The organism is Amycolatopsis australiensis (assembly GCF_900119165.1).
Taxonomy (GTDB): Bacteria; Actinomycetota; Actinomycetes; order Mycobacteriales; family Pseudonocardiaceae; genus Amycolatopsis; species Amycolatopsis australiensis.
This window is the reverse complement of sequence record NZ_FPJG01000006.1, coordinates 7226006-7242169: the sequence shown is the minus strand read 5'-3', so window position 1 is coordinate 7242169 and position 16164 is coordinate 7226006. Positions and strand designations below refer to the sequence as shown.

Below are 16164 nucleotides of genomic sequence, written 5' to 3'. Positions count from 1 at the left end.
GGTGGGCACGTTCAACAGGATGCACCTGATCCGGCAGGTCGACCTGCTCACGCTGCGGTTGTTCCTCTCCGCGGTCGAGGAGAAGCAGATCGGCCTGGCCGCGATCCGGGAGAACGTGTCCGCGTCGACCGCCACCAAGCGCATCCACGACCTGGAGCACATCGCGGGGCTCGAGCTGCTGGAACGCACCCCGCGGGGGGTCGTGCCGACACCCGCCGGCACGGTGCTGGCCCGGCACGTCCGCAAGATCTTCGGCAGCCTCGAAGACATCCGCTCCGAGATCGCCGCGTTCACCGAAGGAATGCAGGGTGATCTGACCGTCGCGTCGGCGCAGTCGATCATCGCGCCGTTCCTCGCGCGGGAACTCGGTGAATTCGGCCGTCAGTACCCGAAAGTGCGGTTGATCGTCCACGAGATCGAAAACCGGGAGATCGTGCAGGAGGTCGCGCGCGGGGAAGCGGATCTCGGGCTGTTCGCCGCCGCCCACGAACTCGACCTCACCGGCGTCGACGTCACGCCGTACCGCCGCGACCGGATCGTGGTCGCCCTGCCGCGTGACCACCGGCTCGCCGACCGGCTGAGCGTGACGTTCGAAGAACTGCTCCCGGAGAACGTCATCGCCGTGGGCCCGATGGTCAATGCGTTCCGCGCGGCCGCGCGGCGGCTGGGCCGCGAGTTCGAGCCCGGCCAGAGCGTGCGCACCGGCGGTGTCGCGCTCAGCCTCGTCCGGGCCGGCCTCGGCGTCACCGCGCAACCGGAAAGCCTGGTGGGCCGCGAATTCCTGGACGGGATCGCGGTCGTCGAGCTGGCCGAGCCCTGGGCGGAGCGCAAGGTCCACCTCGCCACGGCGGCGGGACGGCGGCCGGGCCCGGCCTGCCGCGCCCTGATGGAACAGCTGCTGGACCGCCCGGCCGACGATCCGAGCTGATCTCCGCCCGGCGGTTTCCAGCTGCCGAATCACCGGTTCGGGAATTCGCGCTTGAATGCCGAACGGACCCGAATTACGGTGATGAAATCCGCGGGAACAACGTTTCCGAAAGAATTGCCGTTCCCGGCCGGTGCGGTGCCCGGAGCGCAAGGAGACAGCATGCTGCTCAGCTACGACGACGTGGCGAAGGCCCTGGCGGCAGCCGGAGTGCCGGCGGTGCTGGAACGCTCGGTCGCCGGCGCGGTGGCCACGGCCGGGGAGCTCGGGATCCCGCTGGTCGTCAAAGTGGTGAGCCCGGCTCTGGCGCACAAGGCCGACGTGGGTGCCGTGGAGCTCGACGTGCGCGGGCACGACGCCGCGGGGCGGCTGGCCGAGCTTGCCGGGAACCTCGCTCTGGGTCGACGGGGCGTGGCAGATCCTCGTCCAGGAGATGGTGCGGCCCGCCGCGGCCGAGGTCTTCGCCGGGCTCAAACGCGATCCGGTCTTCGGACCGGTCATCGTGGTGGGCGCCGGTGGAACGCCGGTCGAGCTGCGGGGCTGCCGGAACTGGCCCGTCGCGGCCTCGCCGCGCCGAGACCGGCGGGCATCCCGCTGTCCGGCGACCCGGCACGGGCGCTGAAGGCGGTCAGCTTCGTCAACGGGACGGGGGCACGGCGGTGAGCAGGCTCGACGGGAAGGTCGCGATCGTCACCGGCGGCACGGGCGGCATCGGCCGGGGCGTCGCATTGAGGCTCGCCGCGGGCGGAGCGGCCGTCGTGCTCAACGGCCGGGACGAACGGAAGGCGGACGCGGTGCTGGCGGAGATCGCCGAGCTCGGGGGGACCGGGCATTTCGTGGCGGGCGACGTGCGATCCTCCGCGGACATGGCGGCGGTCTCGGCGGAAGCTGCCGCGCGGTTCGGCGGCGTGGACATCGTCGTGCCGAGCGCCGGGGGCAACGACGACGAGGCCCGCACCACGGCGGTGCGCGGCCCGTTCGCGGGCCTCGACCTCGACCGGGTGACCGCGTTCGTCGGCACCGCCGTCGGGGCGAAGCTGAAGGTCGTCCAGGCCGCGGTTCCGCACCTGCGTGCCCGCGGCGGCGGCAGCGTCGTCTTCGTGACGTCGGAGGGCGGCCGGGCGCCGACTCCCGGCCAGACGGCCATCGCCACCTTCTCCGGCGGGCTCATCACGGGGAGCAAGGTCCTCGCCAAGGAACTGGCCGACGACCGGATCCGGGTCAACTGCGTGTGCGTGACGGTGGTCCGCGACTCGCCGTCCTGGACGGCGGCGTTCGAGCGAAAGGATGCGGTGAGCGACCGGCACCGCCGCCAGTACGAGAACATCATCGAGCGCAGCCCCCTCGGCGTCGCCGCACCGCAGGATATCGGCGACGTGGTCGCGTTCCTCGCCTCCGACGAATCCCGCTACCTCACCGGCCTGTCCGCGAGCCCGACCAGCGGCCTGACCATCCACTGAGGAGGGACGTGTGCTGCTACCAGACGACCTACAAGACCACTCGCTGCGAGGACATCGTCATCCCAGAGACTCCATGGGCGCGCCGGCCGGTGAGCATGCCGGACCTCGAGGTCCGGGTCGCCGCCGCCCCACACCGCATGGCGGTATATGACAAACGAGCCCATCGTGGCTGGATCGTAGTGACGCTCGCCCGTGCTCGGCGGCATGAGCGGAGGCTCGGCCCGTTCAGACCAGTCCGTAGGTCAGCTGGACGACACCGTTGCCGAAGGCCGTGGTGGTCTTCAAGGTGAGCGGGAAGTTCGGGCCTTCGGCGGGGAACAGGCGCTTGCCGGTGCCCACCACGACCGGGTAGAGCAACAGCTTCAGCTCGTCGACAAGACCTTCGGACAGCAACCATCGGACGGTCGTCCCGCTGCCGCTGGTCATGATGTCGCCGCCGGATTCCGCCTTGAGGTCGCGGATGGCTGATGCCGGGTCGTCGGGCAGCAACGTCGAGTTGCTCCACGTGACCTCGGACAGCGTCGTCGAGAGGACGTACTTGCGGGCGCTGTTCATGAAGTCGGCACCTTCGTCGTCCTCGACGGTGCGCTCGGGCCAAGCGGCCGCGAAAGCCTCGTAGGTGACGCGGCCGAGGAGCATGGTGTCGGCGGCGGCCATGCCGGCGTCGACGGACGCGGCGATCTCGTCACTCCAGTAGGGAAGGGACCACTTGTCGGGAGCTTCGACGACGCCGTCGAGCGAGATGAACAAGTTCGACACCAGTTTGCGCATGTGATCGTCCTTTGCCGCAATAGCTCCATTTGTCAGTGCGCGGTGACCCTACCGCGATCACGGGCGGCCACTCCTGCTTCCGGGCGTACCGGGCGACCGACGTCGGCGAGCACCCGCGCGCTCGTCGCCGTCGCCACCGAGCTCGATTTCGGCCCGCCTGTAAGTGTCGCGACCGGTGCTCACCCGGCAGAGCCACGCGCTGGAGCGGCTGATCGGCTGTCCGCTTCCGCTGCGTTCGGCCCACCGCGTCGAGCTGACGACGGCCGGTGAGGCGCTGCTCACGGCAAACCCGGCCTGCCGCAGGTGCGGGAGGCCTACGAGGTCCTCAACGCCCAGTTCCGGTGCCGGAGGGCACCGGCCGGTGCGGGCCGGCGGTGTGTCCGCGCCGGTCGTGCCGGCGGGCGTGGGCGGCTCGCCAGGCTCGCTGCACCTGCATGGCGGCGGATTCATCTCCGGCTCCGCGTTCGGTTACCGGCCGCCGCCCGGCGCCCGGCCGCTGCGACCGGCGCCACCGCGGTGCTGCCGGACTAACGGCTCGCACCGGAGCACCCGTTCCCGGCCGCACTGGACGACGCCTTCCTCGCCTACCGGTGGCTGCTCGATCAGGGCGCCGACCCGAGCGAACTGCTCATCAGCGGCGACTCGGCCGGCGGCGGGCTGTGTCGCTCATGGTTAAGCTCGCCCGCGAGGGGCTGCCGCAGCCGGGGCGGGCGGTGCTGCTGTGCCCGTCGGTCACCGTTGTGATACCCCCCCGGCAGCGAAAACGTCCGCCCATCGGCATGAGCGGACATAGCGCGGCGTGGTCCGCGATGCGTTCCCCACTGGTGGAGGCCACGAAGGGCTGCGGGCGCGCCAGTTCCGCTGATCGAGGAGATCCGTCCGGTGGTAGCCGCTTGGACACGGCCGGTGCCCGGTTGTTCACGGCCCGCGCGGCGGATGCGTGAAAACGGCGATCCTCCGTGCCGCCAGCCACTGGGACGAGGTGGTCACCAAGCTGGGGAACGAGCACCTTCGCCGCCACGGCCTGCGGCACACCGGGCCGACGTGGTTGGCTGGCTCAGGTGTGCCGATCACCGCGCACAGGCGGTGGTCGCTTGCCCGAGCCTCAGCCCGCTGCCCGGCAGGTCCGAACGACGACGGCGATGTCGCCTGACCAGCGAGGTTCGTCATGGGGTGACCTGACCTGAACGCTTTGGGCGGGCGTTGGCAAAGACGGGGTGTCAGGGCGAAGCAAACCCGAGGAGCTTCATGTCGTCAGACGCGGAACTGATCGGTAGGTCGCTGCGCGGAGACAGCGATGCCTTCGTGGAAGTGATCAGCCGGCACGAGACCGCGATCGGGAACTATCTGGCGCGCAGAGTGGGGCGGCAGGCCGCCGAGGACGTGCTCGGCGATGTGTGGGTGGCGGCTTACGAGTCCCGTGCGAACTACGACCGTTCGTATCCCGAAGCCAGGCCTTGGTTGTACGGCGTCGCGCTGAACAGGCTGCGCCGGCACTGGCGGTCCGCGCCGGCCGAGGAGCCCGCGTCGGACCTGACCGGCGTGGCGAGTGACTGGGATCCCTGGCCGGCGGTGGATGCCCGCGTGGACACGCAGGCACTGCTGAGCAAGGCACTGGCTCGGCTCAAACCGGAAGAGCGGGAAGTGCTGGGCCTGGTCGCCTGGGAGGACCTGACCGTCGCCGAGGCCGGGCGGGTGCTCGACATTCCGGCCGGCACGGCCCGCCGCCTGTTGCACCAGGCGCGTAAGGCGTTGCGTGAGGCCCCCGAAGTGGTCGCGCTGCTGCAAGTCCCGACAACGTGAAAGACAACTCATGGACGAAATGGATCTCATGAAGAACTTGCGTGACGTGCCGTCCCCCGGTCCCGAGGCCTATGACCGTGCCCGCACGGCACTGCGGACGGCGATGGACGAACCCGTGGCCACGGTCGTGCGCCCGAAGCGCTGGTTCTCCTGGCCCAAGGTCGGTGTCGCCGCCGTGGGTGCGGCAGCCGTCGCGGCGGCTGTGGTGATGGCTACGTCAGGCGGCAGCGTCCCGGCCGGGCCGTCCGACGCGGCCCCGCAGGCGGTCGAGGCACCGCTGGTGAAGCTGGCCTCAGCGGTCCAGGCGGCCGGCACGCAGCCAGGAGACGCGTCGCTGATCATCAACACGAAGTTCGGGCTGGACAACAAACCGGACCAGTACTACACCCTCTACACCGACAAGGGCCAGCAGTTCACGGGCGACTCGGCGAAGTCCCTGGCGGACGCAGTGGCCAAGGGCCAGGCCGAGCCTGCTACGCCGTACGACGGGAAGGTGATGGCGGCGGCCCGTCTCGCCGCGAACGGCGACGTGGACAAGGCCAGGATCGCGATGATCACCGCGGCCAACAATGCTCTGGGCGTCGGCCTGAGCCCCGCCGAGGCCGACAAGGCCTGGGCGGACGCCCAAGCGGAGAACGCTGAGATGCTCCGCAAACACGGCAAGCCGGTTCCGGCCCCCAAGCCGCGTCCCACGGGCAAGGACCTGGAAAACCTCATCAACAACCACTTGTGGAGCAACGCCGAACACGCGCTGTTCGCCAACGCCGCCGACGCGGAGGTCCGCGCGGGCGTGCTGAAGCTGTACGCGACCATCCCGGACATGATTGTCGGGAAGACCAGCGTCGACGGGCAGGCCGCGCTCACCCTCACCGCGCCCCCCGCCATCCTGGGCGGCAGTACGGACGTCCTCACCATCAACGCCGACAACGGCCTGCCGATCCGTGAGGAGATCACCTCGGCGGAATCGTCCAAGCGCTACGTGGTGAACTACAAGTCCTCCCGCGTGACCCTCGCCGACGTGGCCGCGGGCAAGATCTGATCCGCGTACCGACTGTCTTGGGAGGGACCGAGATCATCTCGGCCCTCCCAAGACAGTTCTGTCTGTGCGCCGCCGCCGTTCTGCGTCCGGTAGCTGCTCGTCTGCCGGAGTAGCGCGAGTCGTGGGGCGCGACCTTTGCACCGTCGCGCCTGAAATGCGTGTCGTCGGCGGAGGAGTCGCGCACGTCGGCATGACCGGACATCGGCGTCAGGCTTCGCCCGTGACGTCCAGGAGCAGGTCACCCCGGCGACACGAGCAGCCGGTCTGGGGCGGTCGCTGGTGATGCCGCGAGGCAGAACCAGCCGGCCGCATACCCCTGATCGGTCAGCTGCCGTTAGGTGTCAGCCTTCGGCTCGAGCCGGTCGGGAAGCCAGTGAAGACATGGCTGCAGATCGAGAAGCCGAGTGACAGTCGCGGTGCTTCCGCCGGGGTCGTCGGCGGGCTGAAACGTCGCACCTGTCCGCCTCGGCGTCACGGCGCGGCAAGCCCTCGCCGCGAGGCAAACACGCATGAGCCGATCATGCTGTCTGCGTCTGGTCTCTCCGCCGACCGACTCCACCGGTGGATAACGCTGGGGTGGAGCCCGTCGGGCAAGACTTGGGAATAGGCGGTGACCGACCAGCAAGGTTTGACACTTAGAGTTCTAACACTTAGAGTCTTAAGTGTCCTGATCGGAAGGAGTACGAGATGCATGCGAAGCAGCCAGGAATGGTGCTGAAGGTCAAGGCGAAGCCCGGGATGGGGGACGAACTGTTCAAGGCTTGCCACGAGCTGCACTTCAACGGTGACCCCGACGGCCCCGTCGACTGGGTCCTTGCTCGCTCGGACGAAGACCCGGACCTCATGTGGGCCTTCGAGTTCTATCGCGACGACGCGTCGTTCGACCGCCACTACTCGAGCCCGGCGCTGCAGGAAGGGCGGCTCGATGAAGGGCACCGGCGGATCGCCGACCTCGTCGCCGACGGCGCTGAGGAATGGGGGGTCCGGACGCCGGTGCACATCGTCTCGTGCAGTTGAGGGTTCGCAGGATGGATGCGCGAGAGCCGGCGCCGACCAGCAGCCTCGACCTGATGCGCTGGATCGTCTGGGCACAGCGGAAAACCGGTGAGGAATGGATCCGGGAGCGCGGGCTCAGTCATGGGCAGAGTGCCGCGCTCGTCTACCTGGTCCGGAATCCCGGTGCGATCCAGCGTGACATCGCCCAGATGAGCCGCACGAGCGAGGCAAGCGTGTCCAGCCTCCTGCAGGGGCTCGAGCGGCGTGGTCTGGTCGAGCGGCGCACGGACCCCGGCAACGAGCGCAGCAAACGCGTCTACGCGACACCGGCGGGAAGCGAACTCATCGCCGGGTTCGACACCGCGATGACCGGCGTCGAGGAGACGATCCTGGCGCCGCTGGACCAGGCGGAGCGGGCCACCCTGCGGGCCCTGCTCGCGAAAATCGCCGCGGATCTGCCGCAGTCGGCGCCGTCCTGACTGAGCGCGTGGCCCGCCCGCGCTTGGCCGGAACGATCGCTGGTGACGACGATGGACGAGCGTTCGCGCTGCTCGACCCGACGTGGAGTTCCGCGGCTCACGAGCGGATTTCGGGACTGGGTTCGAAGGCAGGCATGTTCCCCGGCACGCATGGCCGCCAGGCCATGCTGGGAACGGCGCGCTCCGCCCGGGTGACCTCGCCGAGAGCGGCGCGTTCTGCGGGGCGACCACCGCCGCGGTCGCGATCCTGATCGCGGCCTTCGTCCTCCACCGACACCTTCGTTCCCACCATCTCCGCTCCCGTGTCCGGTTCGATCCGTCGGCGCAAGCCGTGCTCGCGGGTGGGTGGCCAAGTCGGCCGGCGGCGTGCGGGTCGGAGCCGGAGTTCGGGAAGCTGTTGATGAGCGTGGAGGGGCGCGAGTCGGTGACCGGGGTGCTCAACAAGCTCGTGTACCCGGACGTCGAGATTCGGCGGGCGGCATCCCAGGGCGAAGTGTCCTCCGTCGGTGGCGAAGGTGATGTCTCCTCGGCACCGAAGGAACAGCGGTAGCCCGGCTTCGAGATCGCATACCACAGTCGCCGGACGCACGTGCAAATTCCTATGCATCGCGCACCGCGGTGTCACGGCAGCGGCTGTTCAGGCGAATTGTCATTGAATTGTCCAGTCGTTGTGAGCAGGTGGTCAACAAGTGTCAAATCGGCGGTCGACCTGGGCATATCTCAAGTGAAGTGCGTTGTCCATGCCTCGAAGTGCGGCCTCGGGTGCAAGTTGCAAGCAGCAAAATCGGCTGATTCGCGTACACAGCTGGTAGTCGATGGGTTACGGTGATCGGTGCGGCTGACCCGTTGCGCCGGTCATTGCTCGACCGCTCGACGGATCGGTCCGGCCGATCGCCCGGTTGTCGGGAACTGGGGGACCGAGGGCACGCAGCGCTGAGCGGGAGGGGTTCACGCGGCCGTGACACAACCACACACTGGCGTCGATCCGTGGCTGGCGGGTGTCGACGTCGAGGTTCGGGACGGCGTCGGCACTGGCGGCGCAACTGCGGCGGGGACGGGGTTCAGCTTGTCCCCGGGTGAAGCGAACGCGATCCTGGCCAAGGCAACGAGCGCCTTCGACAAGCTGCAGGAATTGCAGCGGAAGGCAGAAATCCTGAAGCAGGTAAGTCCGGCGGCCGACGACCCTGCGAGCATCGCCTACAACGATCGTCTGGCGAGCGGGCATGGGGTCTTCGACGCGGCCGACAAGCACATCAACGCTGAGGCGGCCTACCTGGAGGAGCTGATCCGCAAGATCCGGTTGGCCCTGCGCCTGACTGGTCAAAGCGACAGAGAGGCCGCTCGCGAACTTGGCGCCCGGGGCGCGTCGTCCGGGGGTGTGGCGGGATGAACCGTTGGCAAGCCGTCGTGGTGACACTCGGTGTTGCCGCCCTGGTGAGCGGTTGTTCGCTGCAGGGCGGCTCCGCCGGTACATCCGGGAAGGCGATGCCCGCACCAGACGGTCACAACGCGTCGGTACCGGGTCTGCCCTACGCCGGTGCCCCGAAAGTCAACGACCCCCTACCGGCGTCTGTGCTTTCCGGTGATCCCTGTACAGATGCTCTTACCCCGGACCAAGTTGTCGCCGCCGTCGGCATCAGCGTGGCAGGTCACCGGGAAGATCTCGCGGAGATCGGGCCTGCTTGCTCCTGGTCCAATCAGGACACCGGAGGCTCGGTCGGAATCTCGTACACGGTGAACACCCATGTCGGACTCAGCGGTGTCTACGCCAACACGCGACCCAAATCGGCGGTCTGGCGCCAGATTCCGGACGTCCAAGGCTTCCCGGCGGTCGTGCACGCCGGAACCAAAGGGGAGGAAATCCCAGTGGGGTTCTGCCAGGCGAGCATCGGCCTGGCCGACAGCATCTCGATCGATGTGAGTCTTACTCTGGGGGAAAGCAAGCGAAGCATCGAGGACGCATGCAGCCTGGTTCCTCAGATTGCTGAGATGACGGTTGCGACGCTGAAGGCGAAGGCGGGCTCGTGATGTTTCCTTTTGACCAACTGGGAGTGGCTGCGCACGGGGTGGTTCGTGGAGCCCACGAGGCAGGTTCGGCGCTGGTGCGGACCGCGCAGGACGCCGTGGAGTGGGCCGGCGATCTCTTCTCCGGCAAGGCGGCCGTTCAGGCGATGACCGTCCCGACCGTCGTTGAGCGGGTGTTGGCGGGGAACAGCTCCAGCTGGACCGCGAATGGCGTCGAGGCCGGGAAGGTTGCCGCCGAGCACTACGCGATCGCCGGGGAGTTGACGGCGATGCTGAACAGCCTCGAGCCAACGTGGACAGGCAGGGGGGCGGAACAGGCGAAGCAACGGACCAAGGCGTTCAGTGATCTGGTCGAGCGCGCGGCCAAGACGCTCGGTTCGAACGGCACCAATGTCGCCGACGCCGCATACGGTTTCGAGCTGGCGAAGCGTTCGATGGAGCCGATGGGACCTCGGCCGGAAAGATCGTTCTTCGACGCCGCGACTCCGTGGGACACTGACACAGAGGATGCCATATCGGTCTACAACGCGAAGGCGCAGAAGAACCTGGAAATCTACAGTGCCTACGTGGAACATCTGGACAGCCAGGGCCAGCGCCTGTCCGGAGACTACGGCCAGGTCACTCTCGGAACTTCGGCTGATCCAGTGACCGTGAAAGCGGTCGACTCACGCAGCATTGCCGATGCTCGCAGGGAAAGGTCGATCGAGCCTCCCGGTGACACCGACGATACGCCGGTGGTCGATCGGCAATCGATGGTTCGCGTTGATCCGGGAAGGGTTACCGAACCTCGGGAACATGACCCCTACGCACCTGCCGCGACCACTGGTGTCGTGGCTCAACCGGGTTACACCCGAACCACGGGGCTGACCCCGCCGTCCGGCGTGCAGGATGCGCGAGCATTCAGTGGTCTCCCTCCGCTTTCGCAGCTCGAACGAGCTGCCGGTAGTTCGGTCTCCGACTCGAGCGGAGCGCGATCGCCGCTCATCGGTTTCCCGTGCTCACCGCTCTCATCGGCACCGAATGCCGCTTTGCGGCGTGGGGTGGTCGACGAAGTGGGCAATGAGCCTCGAAGGGCGGGGGTTGGCCCTCGCTTCTCCGGCAGCGGCAGAGCCTCTGGAAGGCCGGGGCCGGAACTTGCCGGGGTCGGTCCTGCGGGAGGCGGCCACCCGTCGGCTGAAGACGAAGAACATGAACGCAAGTACGTTCGTGACGACGACAGCGTCTTCGCAGACGTCGAGGAAGGGCTCGTCGATCCGCGCACCGGCCTTGCCCCGGTCCCGCCCACCCTCGGAACCTGACGCCCTTCGTGTGTCCCGGCATCGGCCTTCCCCGCCTGTTGTCCTGCATCACGGAGCGTGCGTCGTGGCTGTCATCGACAGACCCATCATTCTGCCCAAACTCGCCTTCCTGACTGCCTGGAGCATGATCGGAGCAGGAGAGTTGCCGCCCGCGTTCGGTACCGGCTTGTACCACTGGATCACTGCGGACGGCCGTCGCGAGCTGGAGGTCAAAGCCATGGCGGCGTTGACCGACCTGGGGCTGGCACGAAATGGCCGGCTGAACGCGTTGTGGCGGTCGACTGCGGCTGTGCTCGCCGGTGCCAGCCGCGAATACTACGCCTTCAGCAACTTCGCCGATGGGCTTTCCTGCTCGGTACTCCTGGCGGCGCGGGACGGCGACGCTGTCCGGGCGATCGTTGACGACAACGTCGTGGCCCTCGAGCCCGTGGCGGACAAGTGGTTGGCCACAGCGCTCCTCGACACGCTGCCCGAGACGCCGGCCGCCGACATCCCCCGTGCGGTCTTCAATCGATCGCAGGAACACGATTTTCCGTCGCTGGAGCAGGTGATGCAACGACCCCGCCGCGCGGTACACCAGATCTACGTCGCCCGCCGCGACGGTGGTGGCGAGAGACGGCGGAGCACGCCGATCACCGCGATCGACCTGGAGCCGGACGGCCGTGTACTGGCCTATGTCGACAATGAGGACAACCTCGTCCTGTTGCCGGCCGGCGCACGCGAATTTGTCTCGACGTTGAACAAGACCTATGCGGAACTCTGAAACTTCAGCGTCGCAGGGAGGCGAGAACTCCCTCGACGAGTTGCTTCGCCTTCGCACAAGAAGTGCGGGTCGGCTCACCCGCCGGACCGTTGTACAACGTCGCCACACCTTGAGTTGGTGCGACGTCGACGATTATCTGGCATGAAGTGAAGCTGCCGTCGTTTCCCTTGCTGAGTACCCACTCACCGGCCGGGTAGCCGGCCGCGGTGGTGGCTTTGACCTGGCTACCAGGGCCAGTGACGAGGGGCAGCGGCCGTGCCTTCGGATAGAAGCGGACTTCCGCCGCCGCTGACAGCGGTGGTGCGCTCGAAAGCCGGCATTCGGACTGGTCGCCTGCGCCGACAAGGACGGTGTCGTGGGCGTCTTCGCGCTGGGGCAGACCGAGCTGCGTGGTGAGGTCTCCGGGCACGCCCGAACACGGCGACGCCAGGTAGCGGGCCACGTCCAGGGGAACGGCCGACGTCGACGGCGCCGTCGCCGACGTCGTCGTTGGCGGTGAAGCCGGTCCGGTGCAGGCCACGGCACCTACGGCGACCATGAGGGCCAGGGCGGTGCGGCGGATCGTGTCAGCCATCGAGCCGCCTCTGGATCGGAGTGTCCGCCGCGCCGAGACCTGCGGGACCGTGCTGCTCGACCAGCTTTCGGTGTTCTTCGTCGACCTTGGGTTCGAACTCGGCGACCGGTCGGTCCACCGAGGAGAAGCCCTCATAGTGGAAGGTCGGCGACGTGACGGTGATGCTCGGCGGCATCGGGGCGAAGAGCTCGTTCTTCTCACCCAACAGGTCGCGTTCGGCTTCCTGCACCTTTACGAGGGCGCTGCGGACGATGTCCTGGTAGCTGGTCAGGACCTGGTCTTTGGCGGTCTTGTAGCCGGACGCGACGTCGGCGAACTTGTCGCCATCCACAGCCAGCTGCAGGCCCGCGGATGACGCGCCGATGACAACACCGGCGCTGGCAGTGAACCAGGCCCCACCGGTGGCGACGCCGAGTACTGCCGAGACGACGCTCGCGCCAACGGAGATTGCGATCTTCGTGTCAGCGTCGGCGTGCTGCTGCAGCGCCTTGGCGACGGCTGCGCTGGTCGCGTCGGCGACCGCGACGTAGTCCCGGCGCGCTTGCACGGAGGCTGCCAGCAGGATCGCGAGCGACTCGACGGTCTTGATGAGGTAGCCGGCTTGCTGGCCGAGAAACGCCTGGATCATCGAGATCTGGTGCCGGAAGGCGTCCGCTCCGTCGCCTTCCCAGTCCTGCACCGAGTAGTCGATCTTGCGGAAGGCATCGATGATGTCGGTCGAGGTGCGCTGGTCAAGGGCGCGACCGACCTTCTTCATCCGTTCGAACTCGTCGATGATCTTCTGTGGATCCAGGCTGATGACTTTGTCGGCGTCGTCGAGCAGCCCGCGCAAGAGCACTGCGCCGCCGCCGTTGGGGTAGGCCTCCGGTGAGCCGAGCCACTTGCCGTCGGGCTGCTCGTCATCGAAGAGGTCGATGAGCCGACGCGCGGCCCGGTCGGCGGCGGAGCGCACCTCGTCGTCGGTCTTCCATTCGCCGCCCATTGCTATGCCTGCCCGTCGGCGCGGCGGTACAGCGCGGCGATGGCTTTGGCGGCTTCGGCTGTGGCGTCGACCACTTCGATGCCGTGTTTCTGCCTGGCCGCGATTTCATCTGTGAACCGGGCGTAGGCCAGCTGGAAGTCGTTGACCGCGTCGAGTGAGCCAGGACCGGCCAGACCTTCGTGTGCGGTCAAAACCGGGAGTTGAGATCCCATGATGTCCCGCAACGCAGGAAGCGCGTCGTCGCCCACGCGTTGCAGCTCGTCGACTGCGACCTTGAAGCCATTCCCCACGGGGCCTCCCCACCCTCGTACAGGTCATGTCAACTCACCATAGCTGATCGATTACGGAGCGCAAGTAACTCGCGTCACGGTCCCTCCTTCTGCGTCGGTGACGTGGGTGGGTCTCCTGGCCACCGACGGAACGACGAGGGGGTGATCTCGGCAGGCCGCGGCCTTCTTGCGGGAAGCGCGCTTCCACGGTGCCGGTGCTTCCGTCTCGGCAATCTGAGCCTGCTCGTGGGCGGTGATCACCTCGGCGGAGAGACGTCCCCGCTCGGAGACCTCGTGGCCGTTGGCGTTGGCCCATGCGCGGATTCGCTGGTTGCGCCGCCGGTCCGAGGTCGTGGTCGTCGTCGACTGGCCGCTCGCGACGCGGACCTTGCGGCCGCCGATGCGTCGGCCGGCGGCGACGTAGCGGGCAAGTTCGTTGCGCAGGGCGGTGGCGTTCTGGTCCGAGAGGTCGATCTCGTAGGTGACGCCGTCGAGGCCGGACTGAACGGTCTGGGCGGCGGTGCTGCCGTCGATGTCGTCGAGGATCTCGACGAGGACTTTCCGGGCCATTGCGTGCTCCTCAGGTGGGGTTCGGACAAGAACGTGAGCCGGGGGCGGTCCGCACAATGTGCAGTGTTCTTGAGGAGAGTGTATCCAGCTCTAGGCCGGAAAGGAAAAATCACCCCCGTCCAGGTGTATCAAACGCTCACAGCTTCCCGTGTCTGATGGTGCGACCGTTCGCCGTGCCGCTCATGGGAGGAGAAGCCGCCGTGCATCGACAACCGTCCTCATCGGACCCGCATGTCGCGCGAGCCGAGCTGGTACTGGCGCGCCCTGCGAACTTCCCCTCGCGTGCTTTGCCTATCCGTCCGGGTGATGCACTCCAGACACTCGCGAAGCCTTGGGTGACGTCCGGGTCGACCTCGGTGAATCGGTGCAGATCTGTCTCGACCTCATCCCGCTGACGCCGGCACGTATCCGGCACCTTGCCCGCTGCGCAGAGACGCATTCTGGCGGAAACGACTTGAGGTCGTTCGGCGTAGTTGCGGACGTCGCCGCGGAACTGCTTGGGGAGTTCTTGCCGATCGCGCGTACGCAGGCCGGTGGCCGTCGACGAAATGCGACACCATCCCCTCGACGAGTGACGAACAAGTTTGTGACGACGAGCCGGTATTCGCCATTCAGGTCCTGATCCGCTGCGTCTCGGAGATCCCCGGGCGGGCCCAGTCGCACCTGCGCAGCGTCATCGGTGCGTTGGACATCTTCCGCGGTGAGAACTACTGGCGAGTCCGCGGGTCCTCGGCTGGCACTTCGGTGCGGACACCCCGTTGGTGCGTCGGCTGTTCGACCGGCGCTTCCGGACCGGGCTGGCGAAGGCGCGGCCAGGATCGCTGGTGACGACCAGCGAGATCGCCGGCCTGCTGAAGCCGCCGTCCGGACGCTGCCGGTCGCCGGCGATCGCCCGCAGCCGCGGCTGGGTTCTCCCCGCGCCCCGGGAGGTCCCGACGTACCGGCCGGGGACGGGCCTGGTGCGGCTCGGGTATGTCACCGATGTCAACGGCGACGATTGCTTCGTTGGTGTGCCCCTGCGCGAGATGCTGTTCTCCGCTCGGTTCGGCAAGGCCGGGTTCGGGAAGACCGAGGAAGCCCTGGTGCAGGCCATCGAGATCGCCCGGCTCGGCGGCGGGGTCTGGTTTCCCGACCCGCACGCTGACGGCTGGAAACGCGCCAAGCCGTACTTGTCGGACCCGGCGTTGCGGGCGCGGCTGTGGGAGGTCAACCTCGACGTCCGCGGCCGGGGCAAACGTTTGCCTGGCTGGAACCCGCTGAGTATGCAGGGCTTCACCGAGTCCGACATCGAAGACCGTGTCGACGCGGTCGTGACCTCGTTCGACGCGGCGCTCGGCTGGGGTGACGCGGCGCCGCGGCGAAGTCGATCCTGACCAAGGCGTGCGAGGCCTCTGCTACCTCGCGATGCGGCTGCCCGCCGACGATCTTCCAGATCCCGACGCTGCTGGACGACGAGACCTGGCGGGAGTCGATCCTCCCCGTACTGAAGCCCTCCGTGCGCAGGTACTGGACGGACTCGTTCCCCAAGCTGGCCCCGGACGCGACCACTGTGGTCACCAACATCATCAACCGGTTGCGGACCAGCCCGACGCTGTCGGCGTTCCTGGGCTCGTCGGTGACGACCTACGACGTCCGGCGGGGGATGGACACCGGGCGGATCGTGTTCGTCTGCACCACCGGCAGCGGCGAGACGAACAAGCTGATCACCTCGTTCATGATCCACGACCTGTTCCGGGCCGGCCGCTCCCGCGCGGATACGCCGGTGGAGCGGCGGCGCAGGTGCGACGCGTTCGTCGACGAGCTCGCCGCGGTCGACGGCGCCTCCCGCGGCTACCTGGCCGCGATCCTCGAGCAGCTGCGCAAGTACCGGGTCGCGCTGCGCGCGACGAACCAGATGCCCGACCGGCTCTCGGCCGAGACCCGCCGGGCGCTGCTGCAGAACCAGTCGCTGTTGATGACCTCGGCCGCGGCGATCGACGGCGTCCCGGCGGACGCCATCAACCTCGATGGCGAACGCGTCGTCCTCACGGTCAACGCCGGACGACGGCTCGTGTCGGCCGGTGACGACATCCGTGCGCCGTGGACTACGGCGAGAACGTGCCTCTGCGCATCCTGACCACCGAGGAGGCCAAATCCCGCTGCATCGATAGCACCGGTGCGAAGCCGATCGGCAGGAGTCCGGTCCTGAGCTGGTCGCGGCACATCCGCCA

At 67.9% G+C, this 16164-nt stretch carries 20 protein-coding genes and 1 pseudogene; 15 read left to right on the top strand and 6 right to left on the bottom strand.

From position 1 onward, the window contains the following. Position 1: 1 nt before the first annotated feature. The 3 genes from BT341_RS34715 to BT341_RS34700 are packed head-to-tail and all read left to right on the top strand — an operon-like array spanning position 2 to position 2385. On the top strand, positions 2–928 hold the full coding sequence (locus BT341_RS34715) for a LysR family transcriptional regulator (protein ID WP_143168754.1): 927 nt from the start codon (positions 2–4) through the stop codon (positions 926–928). Between the two features lie 51 nt (positions 929–979). Further along, positions 980–1588: an acetate--CoA ligase family protein gene (locus BT341_RS44880; protein WP_143168753.1), complete on the top strand. Its 609-nt coding sequence runs from the start codon at positions 980–982 to the stop codon at positions 1586–1588. Next, on the top strand, positions 1585–2385 hold the full coding sequence (locus BT341_RS34700; protein ID WP_072480243.1) for an SDR family oxidoreductase: 801 nt from the start codon (positions 1585–1587) through the stop codon (positions 2383–2385). Before BT341_RS44880 ends, BT341_RS34700 begins: the two co-directional genes overlap by 4 nt. A gap of 225 nt (positions 2386–2610) precedes the next feature. On the opposite strand, the gene BT341_RS34695 is transcribed toward BT341_RS34700, so the two are convergent. Continuing rightward, the gene (locus tag BT341_RS34695; RefSeq protein ID WP_072480242.1) at positions 2611–3156 is read right to left on the bottom strand and encodes a dihydrofolate reductase family protein; all 546 of its coding nucleotides are present in this window, start codon (positions 3154–3156) and stop codon (positions 2611–2613) included. A gap of 564 nt (positions 3157–3720) precedes the next feature. On the opposite strand from BT341_RS34695, the gene BT341_RS47055 reads away from it, so the two are divergent. The 5 genes from BT341_RS47055 to BT341_RS34665 all read left to right on the top strand — a co-directional run bounded on the left by BT341_RS47055 (position 3721) and on the right by BT341_RS34665 (position 7473). After that, positions 3721–3900, top strand: coding sequence for an alpha/beta hydrolase fold domain-containing protein (locus BT341_RS47055; protein WP_342750270.1), 180 nt, complete (start codon positions 3721–3723; stop codon positions 3898–3900). A 504-nt stretch (positions 3901–4404) separates the two neighbouring features. Then, the gene (locus tag BT341_RS34680; RefSeq protein WP_072480241.1) at positions 4405–4959 is read left to right on the top strand and encodes an RNA polymerase sigma factor; all 555 of its coding nucleotides are present in this window, start codon (positions 4405–4407) and stop codon (positions 4957–4959) included. Positions 4960–4969: 10 nt separating this feature from the next. Next, positions 4970–5998, top strand: coding sequence for a hypothetical protein (locus BT341_RS34675; RefSeq protein WP_245805223.1), 1029 nt, complete (start codon positions 4970–4972; stop codon positions 5996–5998). A 708-nt stretch (positions 5999–6706) separates the two neighbouring features. Beyond that, on the top strand, positions 6707–7015 hold the full coding sequence (locus BT341_RS34670; RefSeq protein ID WP_218177802.1) for a putative quinol monooxygenase: 309 nt from the start codon (positions 6707–6709) through the stop codon (positions 7013–7015). A gap of 11 nt (positions 7016–7026) precedes the next feature. Continuing rightward, positions 7027–7473 (top strand): MarR family winged helix-turn-helix transcriptional regulator, encoded by a 447-nt coding sequence (locus tag BT341_RS34665; RefSeq protein WP_072480239.1) that lies wholly within the window; start codon positions 7027–7029, stop codon positions 7471–7473. Between the two features lie 97 nt (positions 7474–7570). On the opposite strand, the gene BT341_RS47050 is transcribed toward BT341_RS34665, so the two are convergent. After that, complete coding sequence (locus BT341_RS47050; protein ID WP_245805222.1) at positions 7571–7765, bottom strand: hypothetical protein; 195 nt, start codon at positions 7763–7765, stop codon at positions 7571–7573. 108 nt (positions 7766–7873) lie between these two features. Here BT341_RS47050 and BT341_RS47045 point away from each other — a divergent pair, with 108 nt between their 5' ends. The 5 genes from BT341_RS47045 to BT341_RS34640 all read left to right on the top strand — a co-directional run bounded on the left by BT341_RS47045 (position 7874) and on the right by BT341_RS34640 (position 11559). Further along, on the top strand, positions 7874–8023 hold the full coding sequence (locus tag BT341_RS47045) for a hypothetical protein (protein ID WP_245805221.1): 150 nt from the start codon (positions 7874–7876) through the stop codon (positions 8021–8023). A 408-nt stretch (positions 8024–8431) separates the two neighbouring features. Further along, complete coding sequence (locus BT341_RS34655) at positions 8432–8863, top strand: hypothetical protein (RefSeq protein WP_072480238.1); 432 nt, start codon at positions 8432–8434, stop codon at positions 8861–8863. Continuing rightward, positions 8860–9501, top strand: a complete 642-nt coding sequence (locus BT341_RS34650) for a DUF3558 domain-containing protein (RefSeq protein WP_072480237.1) — start codon at positions 8860–8862, stop codon at positions 9499–9501. The genes BT341_RS34655 and BT341_RS34650 overlap by 4 nt, the downstream gene beginning before the upstream one ends. Continuing rightward, a complete protein-coding gene (locus tag BT341_RS34645; protein WP_072482344.1) occupies positions 9501–10796 on the top strand; it encodes a hypothetical protein in 1296 nt (431 codons plus the stop codon). The genes BT341_RS34650 and BT341_RS34645 overlap by 1 nt, the downstream gene beginning before the upstream one ends. A 64-nt stretch (positions 10797–10860) precedes the next feature. Further along, a complete protein-coding gene (locus BT341_RS34640; RefSeq protein WP_072480236.1) occupies positions 10861–11559 on the top strand; it encodes an ESX secretion-associated protein EspG in 699 nt (232 codons plus the stop codon). A 4-nt stretch (positions 11560–11563) separates the two neighbouring features. Here BT341_RS34640 and BT341_RS34635 read toward each other — a convergent pair whose 3' ends face one another. The 4 genes and pseudogenes from BT341_RS34635 to BT341_RS34620 form a co-directional block, all read right to left on the bottom strand. After that, entirely contained in the window at positions 11564–12133 is a 570-nt protein-coding gene (locus BT341_RS34635; protein ID WP_072480235.1) for a DUF3558 family protein, read from the bottom strand. After that, on the bottom strand, positions 12126–13115 hold the full coding sequence (locus BT341_RS45705; RefSeq protein WP_072480234.1) for a hypothetical protein: 990 nt from the start codon (positions 13113–13115) through the stop codon (positions 12126–12128). The genes BT341_RS34635 and BT341_RS45705 overlap by 8 nt, the downstream gene beginning before the upstream one ends. Before the next feature lie 2 nt (positions 13116–13117). Further along, a complete protein-coding gene (locus tag BT341_RS34625; protein ID WP_072480233.1) occupies positions 13118–13405 on the bottom strand; it encodes a hypothetical protein in 288 nt (95 codons plus the stop codon). A gap of 153 nt (positions 13406–13558) precedes the next feature. Beyond that, a pseudogene (locus BT341_RS34620) lies at positions 13559–13954 on the bottom strand (histone-like nucleoid-structuring protein Lsr2); the annotation flags it as partial. A gap of 761 nt (positions 13955–14715) precedes the next feature. On the opposite strand from BT341_RS34620, the gene BT341_RS47040 reads away from it, so the two are divergent. Both BT341_RS47040 and BT341_RS47035 read left to right on the top strand, forming a co-directional pair. Then, positions 14716–15327 (top strand): type IV secretory system conjugative DNA transfer family protein, encoded by a 612-nt coding sequence (locus tag BT341_RS47040; RefSeq protein ID WP_245805220.1) that lies wholly within the window; start codon positions 14716–14718, stop codon positions 15325–15327. Between the two features lie 122 nt (positions 15328–15449). Next, positions 15450–16070, top strand: a complete 621-nt coding sequence (locus BT341_RS47035; protein WP_245805219.1) for a type IV secretory system conjugative DNA transfer family protein — start codon at positions 15450–15452, stop codon at positions 16068–16070. Positions 16071–16164: the final 94 nt, after the last annotated feature.